Origin of the sequence: Chamaesiphon sp. OTE_75_metabat_556 (assembly GCF_031378165.1) — a bacterium.
Taxonomy (GTDB): domain Bacteria; phylum Cyanobacteriota; class Cyanobacteriia; order Cyanobacteriales; family Chamaesiphonaceae; genus Chamaesiphon.
Genome location: NZ_JANNDR010000055.1, coordinates 1 through 9,013 on the forward strand (window position 1 = coordinate 1; position 9,013 = coordinate 9,013).

The following is a 9,013-nucleotide window of genomic DNA, read 5'->3' on the forward strand; positions in this document are numbered from 1 at the left end:
CGCCGATCAAAACTGATGAATGCCGCGATCGACATTATGGCAGGCATGGTTCGTCCCCTCGGCGAATTACTGATGACGATGCCTTCTGGGAAGCGGGGCAGAACGGCAGGGCCATCTTTTAATATGACCACGCCACCTGCTTATATTCCCACGCCAGAGATCGCTTATCAGGAGATCGCGCGGCGGTTTGAAAAATTGAGCGCACAAGCTCAAAAATGTCCGGCGATTAGCAGCACAGTTACCGAACTGTTTGATTTTTACGTTGGTTTTTTTACGGAGATGGCGATCGATTAGTTATTGGAGTTGCTGCGTAGACCTACCCACCCCGCCCTACGGGCACCCCTCCGAGGAGGGGATTTTCACCTCAGCCGAAGCCTATTCACTATCCACTATTCCCTATCCCCTATCCAGCTATGAATCATCAGACGATCGAAACAGAAGTATTAATTGTTGGTGGCGGCCCCGTGGGGCTAGCAATGGCCTTAGAACTGAGATACCAAGGCATCGGTTGTGTGCTAGTAGAACAGTCTGATGGAGTCATCGATCACCCCAAAGTGGGAACTGTCGGGCCGCGATCGATGGAAATTTTCCGCCGTTGGGGTTTAGCTCAATCGGTTCGCGATGCGGGCTGGCCAGCAGATCATCCGCTCGATGTGGCTTGGGTGACGGCTGTGGGCAAACACGAGATCCATCGCTTAAAGTTTGGTACTCACGCCGAGCGAACGGCACCACCCCATACCCCAGAACCAGAGCATCCCTGTCCCCAACACTGGCTCGTACCCCTACTGATGAAAGAGCTGGGTATTGCTCCGGCTGGGCCGATTAACCTCAACTGTAGTCTGGAAAGTTTGGAATCGAATCAGCAGGGGATCGTCGGTCAAATCAAATTTTTAGACAGCGGCGATACAGCCACGATCGAGGCTAAATATGCGGTTGCTTGCGATGGTGCTAGTAGTCCCATCCGCAAAACCTGCGGCATCGATACGATCGCTCACCATCCCACCCGTATATTTCAAAACATTCTCTTTCAAGCACCAGAACTACCGGAAATTTTAGGATCGCGGCGAGCGTTGGTATTTTTTATGATGACCCCAGATAATTTGCGCTATCCGTTGCGATCGATGGACGGGGTGGGTTTATATCGATTGACCGCCACTCCCCACGAAGATGGCACCATGCGCGATTCCGAAAAAGCAGTTAAAGAAGCCGTCGGGATCGATACACCAATTGAAATTTTGTCTAGCGTTAAGTGGCATTTAACCCATCGAGTTGCCACTAATTACCAGTCGGGAAACATCTTTTTTGTCGGCGACTCCGCGCATACGCTATCTCCTTCCGGCGGGTTCGGCATGAATACTGGGGTCGCGGATGCCTTAGATTTGGGTTGGAAACTAGCCGCTGTGTTGCAGGGCTGGGCTAGTCCCCAATTGCTCGATACCTATCAAACCGAACGTCATCCGTTGGCGGTTGCGGCTGTAGAAGAAGCTAATCTCAATCTAGAACGTACCATCAAACGTACTCTACCACCTGAAATTATGCTGGACTCACCTGAAGGCGAACGCGCGCGCGCACAGATGACCGAAAAAATGAAACACAGTGATGTCAATCGCGAATTTAACGCGCCAGGAATTCACTTTGGCTTTTATTACCAGTCGCCCGCTATTGCCACCGAACCAGAAAAACCACCCGTTCAAAAACCGGATGAGTGGACTCCAACGAGCTATCCAGGCAGTCGTGCGCCTCATTCTTGGTTAGAACCAAATAAATCTACATTAGATCTCTTCGGTCACGGCTTGGTATTACTTAATTTTGGCGATCGCGATGTGACAGCTTTAATCGATACTTGCCAAGCTAAAAAAGTCCCCCTCCGAACTTATCAGATTGACGATCGGGAGATTGCCAAAATTTATGAAAAGACGTTGGTTTTAGTACGACCAGACGGACATGTAGCTTGGCGGGGTGATGATTTGCCCGACGATCTCGATGGGATGGTCGATCGAATTCGTGGCTATTTTTGACGATCGAAACTAAGTTATTTGAGTTGCTGTATAGATCTATCTACCCACCCCGCCCTACGGGCACCCCTCCGAGGAGGGGATTTACACCCCAGCCTTCCTAGAAGCTACGCGAACGCGATCTCACACCCTACATTCTTACCAACTAAAAAATAGACCCCAACCCACAGATCGATTCCCGTTGCGAAGCTAATGCGAAGCGCGCTACGCAACAAACCGATCAACCCTTGTGCAGGGGAGTTTGAGGGGCGGCACCCCGCCTCCTCAACGGGGGGTCTGGGGGAAGCCTCCCCCAGATCCGGGTTCTCCTAGCACCAGTAACCCCCAACTAAGCACCACTCCAAAAATGGCCTAAAGGGAGATCTTTAGTTATGAAATTCTACTACGATCCAGCTTCATCTTATTCTCAGCGAGTCCTCATCGCTCTGTACGAAAAAGACATCCCGTTTACGCCAATTAAGGTAAGTCTTTTCGATCCAGAAGCGCGGGAAGAATATAAAAAAATTAATCCCTTTGCCAAAATTCCCACTCTAGAAACCGACAGTGGGGAAATAATTTTTGAAGCTTGCATCATCATTGAATATCTCGATCGCCAATTCCCACAACAGCCTTGCTTGCTAGATCCAGAGCGGATTTTAGAGATTCGGTCGATCGAGAGAATTATCGATGTTTATATCAACGGTAGCCGAGAAGTGCTGTTTGCCGATCGTCAGCGTCAATTGGAGCTACGCGGCAACCCAGCGGTAATTAAAGCGCGCAGGCTGCTAGAAACAGCTTGTAGCTTTCTAGAAGATAAACTTCAATCCCAGACTTGGCTGGTAGGGGAGCAATTTTCGTTAGCAGACTGTACTGCCGCACCGACGCTTACTTATCTACGGCTGGTTTATGACTATCAACATTTACCCAACCTCACGAATTATATGAGACGTTTGGAGTCGCGCTCTGCTGTAGCTAGAGTTCAGCGCGAGGGGAGCGTGCGGATGAATCAGATGCTTGCCGCACTGCCTTATCCATTGCAACTAGCTCCCTTGGCACATCCTCTGAAACCATCGGTAGGGGCAATTCATGAATTGCCCCTACCGATGGTTTCAGCAATGCCCAAAACTTAAATATGGAGTTTTAACTATGACCATTGCCACCCTAGAGCGATTAAACCCATTTTCACCGGAAATCATTGCCGATCCTTATCCAGTTTTCCGCCACTATCGAGAGACAGATCCCGTGCATTGGGGCATGGCTGCCAAACCGCAACTGCCTGGTGCTTGGTATCTGTTCCGTCATCAAGATGTCCTCCAGGTGCTTGAAGATCGACGATTTGGTCGTGAAGGTCAAAAAGTTCACCCCGATATTGAAACATCACCAGTACCCAAAGCTTATAAAGGCTTTAGTTCAATGGTGAGTAACTGGATGGTATTCCGCGATCCGCCCAACCATACTCGGTTGAGATTACTCGTAAATAAAGCTTTTTCGCCGAAGACTTTAGAAAGTCTCCGTCCGGCGATTGTCGAAATTGCTGATAGTCTTTTAGACCTGGTTGGCGATCGATCGGAGCTGGATTTGATTGACGATTTTGCGTTTCCGCTGCCAGTGATGGTAATTGCTACTTTACTGGGAGTAGACCCCGAAGATCGATTGATGTTTAGAGAGTGGGCACTGGCATTGCAACATGCTAGTGCTTCGCGATTGACTCCTTCGGTGGAAGTTTACGAACAGGCAGAAGCAGCTACTCAAGCTTTTATTGAATACTTCAAGGATGCGATCGCCAAACGCCACGCCCAACCCCGCGAGGATTTAATTACGGCTTTAGCGAAAGCGCGATATGAAGGCGACAAATTGAATGATGAGGAAATACTCGCGACCTGCATTCATCTCCTCACGGCAGGACACGAAACTACCATTAACTTAATTGCCAAAGGAACGCTCGCACTACTCCGCAATCCAGCCCAGATGCAGCTATTACGCGCTCATCCCCAGTTGATGCCAGCGGCAGTAGAAGAGCTAATTCGCTATGACGGCCCCGTCCAGATGTTATCGCGGTGGGCTTATGAAGACGTGGAAATTGGCGGTAAGCTGATTCGCCGAGGTGACAGTTTGGGCTTGATGCTCGGCTCTGCTAACCGCGACCCCCGCCGTTTCGATCGAGCCGACGAACTCGATCTTCAGCGTCAGGACAATGGACACTGTGGTTTTGGTGGTGGGATTCACTTTTGTCTGGGTGCGGAACTAGCTCGCGCTGAAGCGCAGATTTCCTTAAATATCCTAATTAACCGCTTGCCGAAATTGCATTTAGTCGATCGACCTATTAAATGGGCTGACAATATCGTGTTTCATGGCCCCGAACATTTACCAGTCGGTTTAGGCAAACTATAGCGAAGACCCTAGAGAATCCCCCCTAGCCCCCCTTTTTAAGGGGGGAACCGGACTACTCTTAGTCCCCCTTTTTAAGGGGGATTTAGGGGGATTTAGATCTAGAAACGGAGCAATTAGACTTTTTAAAACCCTGTAATAAGTAAAGCAATGAAAGATCCGCCAATTTTAGATCTAGATCGTCAAGGTGATGAATTGTCCCAATTTACCAGCACCAAAAATCCGCTGCACGATCGGAATTTTTATATCATCGTCAGCCTCACCTTAGTCGAGATTATGGGTGGGGCAACAATTGGCCCGATCCTTCCAGAATTATCGAAAATTTTTGATGTCTCACCTAGTGAAATCCAATTAGTAATGACCGCTTTTTTTCTGCCCATCGGCATTGCCACGCCCTTTTTAGGCATCATGGCCGATCGGATCGGGATTAAAAAAGTGTTAGTTCCTTCATTGTTATTGTTTGCGATTGCTGGAAGCTGCTGTGCCTTCGCTGGCGATTTTCAAACTCTAATTGGGTGGCGATTTCTCCAAGGTTTAGGTGCTGCTAGCTTAAATTTAGTCTCCCTGACACTGATTAGTACGCTCTATCGCGGCAAAGCCTTAACACTGGCAATGTCGATTAACGTGAGCGCGATCGGTGCCAGTACGGCGATCTATCCGATTGTCGGTGGGGTGTTAGCAGGTTTTAGTTGGCGATATCCCTTTCTGCTAGGCACGATCGCCTTTCCCTTGTTGCTGTTGGTGTTGATGGTGCTCAAGCTGCCCCGACAAGCCAGTGGTAGTCACAATAGCAATCTCAAGATTTATCTGCGAAAGGTCTGGCAGAGTATTAGCAATTCTACAGTACTGGGATTGCTGTTAGTAATCGGTGTGATGTTTATGATTCAATCTGGGTCTTTCATCACTTACATTCCGATTCTAGCAGGCGTTGATTTTGGTGCTTCGGGATTGTTCATTGGTTTGGTTTTAGCCAGCATGTCAGTCTCGTTAGGGTTGGTTGCTGCGCAGTTGGGAAGGTTAACGCGACACACATCAGAAATAACTCTAATTAAAGCAGCTTTGACGATCGCGGCGATCGCGCTAGCGATGATTCCGTTAATCGATCGCGCATGGCTGTTGTTCATTCCGAGTATTTTATTTGGGGCGGCGTTCGCTCTAGCCATACCTGCTAGCCAAACACTCTTAGCAAAATTAACGATCGACGATACGCGAGCTGGATTTATGGCAGTCAATGCTAGCGTGCAAGCTTTGGGTTTAGGATTAGGGCCACTCATCGCCGGGATCTTTGCTGGCTTATGGGGTCTGTACGGTATCTTTTGGGCAACTGCTGGTCTTGCTGGGGTGACATTGGCTGTGTTGCATTTTCTCCTCCGGCAAGCTGGCAGAAATTCTGCCCCAAGATAACCCCATCAAAATTCGATCGATTGAGCCGTTCGCTGCTGTAACAAGTTGCCGATCGTTTAGTTGCTGAATTTATGAAGGTCAACCATAAATTTACAACTGTAAATAATCTTTATAATTTTGAATCGAGAGCAAGTTATCATGTCTAATTCATCTCAAAGTCAAGTATTAATTGTTGGTGCTGGCCCTACTGGTTTGATGCTGGCGATCGAATTAACGTTACTTTCCCTGTCCGTGCGGATTATCGATCGAGCCGCTGAAACAAAACGACAAGTCAGAGCCTGTGTGATCTGGTCGCGTGCCCAAGAAGCTCTGGCAGGGCTAGGCGTAATCGACAAGTTCTTGGCTGGCTCACATAAAATGCACAACTTTGATGTGTATGTAAAGGGTAAGAAATTAAGCGGGTTCGAGTTTGGTCACATCAAGAGTGACTACCCGTTCCCGATGACGATCGAACAGCACGATACCGAACGCTTCTTAGCTGAGTCATTATCCGATCTAGGAGTTGAGGTTGAATGGGAAACTGAAGCAATTGGGGTGCGCACGCATGATGATGGGGCACAAGTCACCGTGCGGGCTGCCAATGGTCAGGAGGAAACGATCGACACTCAATGGCTAGTAGGCTGCGAAGGCAGTCGGAGTCCGATCCGAGAATCCGCGCAGATTCCGTTTGAAGGAGAGCCGGCGATGAACTTACAAGCAGTTCAGGTCAATGCCAAACCAACTTGGAAGTTCCCCAAATCCACTTCTCAAGGCTATTTCTTTCTCGCCGAGCAAGTCTCAATCATGAGTATTCCCGTGCCTGGAGACACCTACCGTTTCTTTACATTTACTACCGACCCCAGCCCAGAGCGCAAAACACCACCCACCTTGGCAGAAATGCGCGACTTGACGGCGGCGGCTAGTTACATGCCGGAATTGCAGCTAGAGCTATCCGACCCCGTTTGGCTCAGTCGCGCCCGCTTTCAGAATCGGATTGCGGCTACCCTCAACCAAGGTCGCGTGCTGTTAGTCGGGGATGCGGCGCATTCTTGGGCACCGATCGGCGGACATGGCATGAATACAGGACTCCGAGGTGCATATAACCTCGGCTGGAAATTAGCCGCAGTCGAGCGCGGTGAGGCCAAATCTTGTCTGTTGGATACTTATACGATCGAACAACGCGCCAACGCACACACCATCATCGAAGCCAACCGGATGAACATCGTCGAGCAGCCGCCATCAGCTACTAAGCTCCGGCTGATGGAAACGTTCATGCCGTTTGGATTGTCGCTCCAGCCAGTGAAACGCTTGATGGAATACACACTCAGCGACCTGGGCATGGAGTATCGCCATAGCCCCTTATCTTGGCAGCGAAAGGGTAGTGGGTCACTACAGGCAGGCGATCGCCTTCCCAATGTCCCAGTGGTATCTGGCGATGGACAATGGGCAAATCTGCATCGCTTGCTCTCGATTCACCACTGGACGCTGCTACTGCGGACTAAAAGCAGTGAGGTAATCGAACAAGCTTATCGGGTCGTCGGTCAATTCCGATCGACAATCAAGGTGACGACAATTCAACCCATGGATCGCGAGAGCGATCGTCAACTGGGGCGCGATGGACAGATGCTCCTCGTTCGTCCAGATGGTCATGTCGGATCGATCGCCGCAGTTAACGATTACGACACTCTAGTTAAGTATTTAGACACTTTCTCGGTCAGGGTGTAATCTCTATGACTTACGCATTGACAAAACGATCGCGTTATGAATTTAAGTACTGGCAAGATTATCTACAATATATTCACAGATAACTGATGTAAATAAGTTTTTTTGCAATTCATACCAATTAGCAATAGTTTTCTAATTGTCCGACACCTATTATTCAAAAACGACATTTTTTCTCAATTCACAATTTCAACACTCCGTCAATGAGTAAGTCCTGCGATCATGTCTAATTCATCTCAAAGTCAAGTATTAATTGTCGGTGCTGGCCCTAGTGGTTTGATGCTGGCGATCGAATTAACGTTACTTTCCCTGTCCGTGCGGATTATCGATCGAGCCACTGCCACCAAACGACAAGCACGAGCTGGCGTAATCTGGGCGCGCTCCCAAGAAGCACTAGCAGAGCTGGGCGTAATCGACAAGTTTTTGGAGTTTGCTCATCGACTACAAAGCACTCATATTTATATCGACGGTCGGAAGATCGGCGGTCTTCAATATGGTTCCACCAAGACGGACTACCCGAATCCCCTCTGTATCGAACAGCATGACACAGAGCGGCTATTAGCCGAGTCACTTGCTAATTTAGGCGTGGAAATCGAGTGGGAAACTGAAGCAATTGGACTTCATGCACATGATGATGGAGCTGAAGTCACCGTCCGCACTGCTCAGGGAGAGGAGAAAACCATCGCGACCCAATGGGTAGTAGGCTGCGAAGGAACTCGGAGTCCGATCCGTGAAGCAGCACAGATTCCGTTTGAAGGAGAGCGCGTGACGAACTTGCAAACACTTCAGGTCAATGCCAAACCAACTTGGCGGTTTCCCAAATCCACTACTCACGGCTATTTCTTTTTGAAAGAGCACGTTTCCATGCTGGGGTTTCCGATGCCAGGTAATAGTTACCGCTTCTGTGCATTTGCTAGCGATCCCACTCCCGATCTCAAAACACCGCCCAGCTTGGCAGAAATGCGCGATTTAGTGGCATCGGTTACTTACATGCCGGAATTGCAGCTAGAGCTAACCGCACCCGTTTGGCTTAGTCGCGCCCGATTCCAGAATCGGGTTGCTGCTACCTTCAACCAAGGTCGCGTGCTGTTAGTCGGGGATGCGGCTCATGCTTGGGCACCGATCGGCGGACATGGCATGAATACAGGACTCCGAGGTGCATATAACCTCGGCTGGAAATTAGCCGCAGTCGAGCGCGGTGAGGCCAAATCTTGTCTGCTGGATACTTATACGATCGAACAACGCGCCAACGCACACACCATCATCGAGGCCAACAACACGAACGTGCTGGAGCAACCACAATCATATCCTAAGCTCCGGCTGATGGAAACGTTCATGCCGATCGGATTGTCGCTGAAGCCAGTGAGACGCTTGCTGGAGTACACACTCAGCGACCTGGGTATGGAGTACCGCAATAGCCCATTGGCTTGGCAGTGGAAGAATAGTGGGTCACTACAGGCAGGCGATCGTATCCCCAATGTCCCGGTGGTATCTGGCGATGGACAATGGGCAAATCTGCATCGCTT

7 protein-coding genes are annotated in these 9,013 nt (G+C 49.5%); all 7 read left to right on the forward strand.

The genetic code is table 11. The features are described 5' to 3' along the window. The coding region (locus RMO27_RS02845) for a hypothetical protein (protein ID WP_309728886.1) at positions 1-294 on the forward strand (294 nt) is incomplete at its 5' end. Between the two features lie 119 nt (positions 295-413). After that, positions 414-2,018 (forward strand): FAD-dependent monooxygenase, encoded by a 1,605-nt coding sequence (locus RMO27_RS02850; protein ID WP_309728888.1) that lies wholly within the window; start codon positions 414-416, stop codon positions 2,016-2,018. Between the two features lie 368 nt (positions 2,019-2,386). Then, positions 2,387-3,124 carry a glutathione S-transferase family protein gene (locus tag RMO27_RS02855; RefSeq protein WP_309728890.1) on the forward strand — a complete coding sequence of 246 codons (738 nt, stop codon included), beginning with the start codon at positions 2,387-2,389 and terminating at the stop codon, positions 3,122-3,124. Between the two features lie 16 nt (positions 3,125-3,140). Beyond that, entirely contained in the window at positions 3,141-4,385 is a 1,245-nt protein-coding gene (locus RMO27_RS02860; protein WP_309728891.1) for a cytochrome P450, read from the forward strand. Between the two features lie 147 nt (positions 4,386-4,532). Continuing rightward, complete coding sequence (locus tag RMO27_RS02865) at positions 4,533-5,786, forward strand: MFS transporter (RefSeq protein ID WP_309728894.1); 1,254 nt, start codon at positions 4,533-4,535, stop codon at positions 5,784-5,786. A gap of 138 nt (positions 5,787-5,924) precedes the next feature. Continuing rightward, complete coding sequence (locus RMO27_RS02870) at positions 5,925-7,490, forward strand: FAD-dependent monooxygenase (RefSeq protein WP_309728896.1); 1,566 nt, start codon at positions 5,925-5,927, stop codon at positions 7,488-7,490. Between the two features lie 219 nt (positions 7,491-7,709). After that, on the forward strand, positions 7,710-9,013 hold a 1,304-nt coding region (locus RMO27_RS02875), incomplete at its 3' end, for an FAD-dependent monooxygenase (protein ID WP_309728898.1).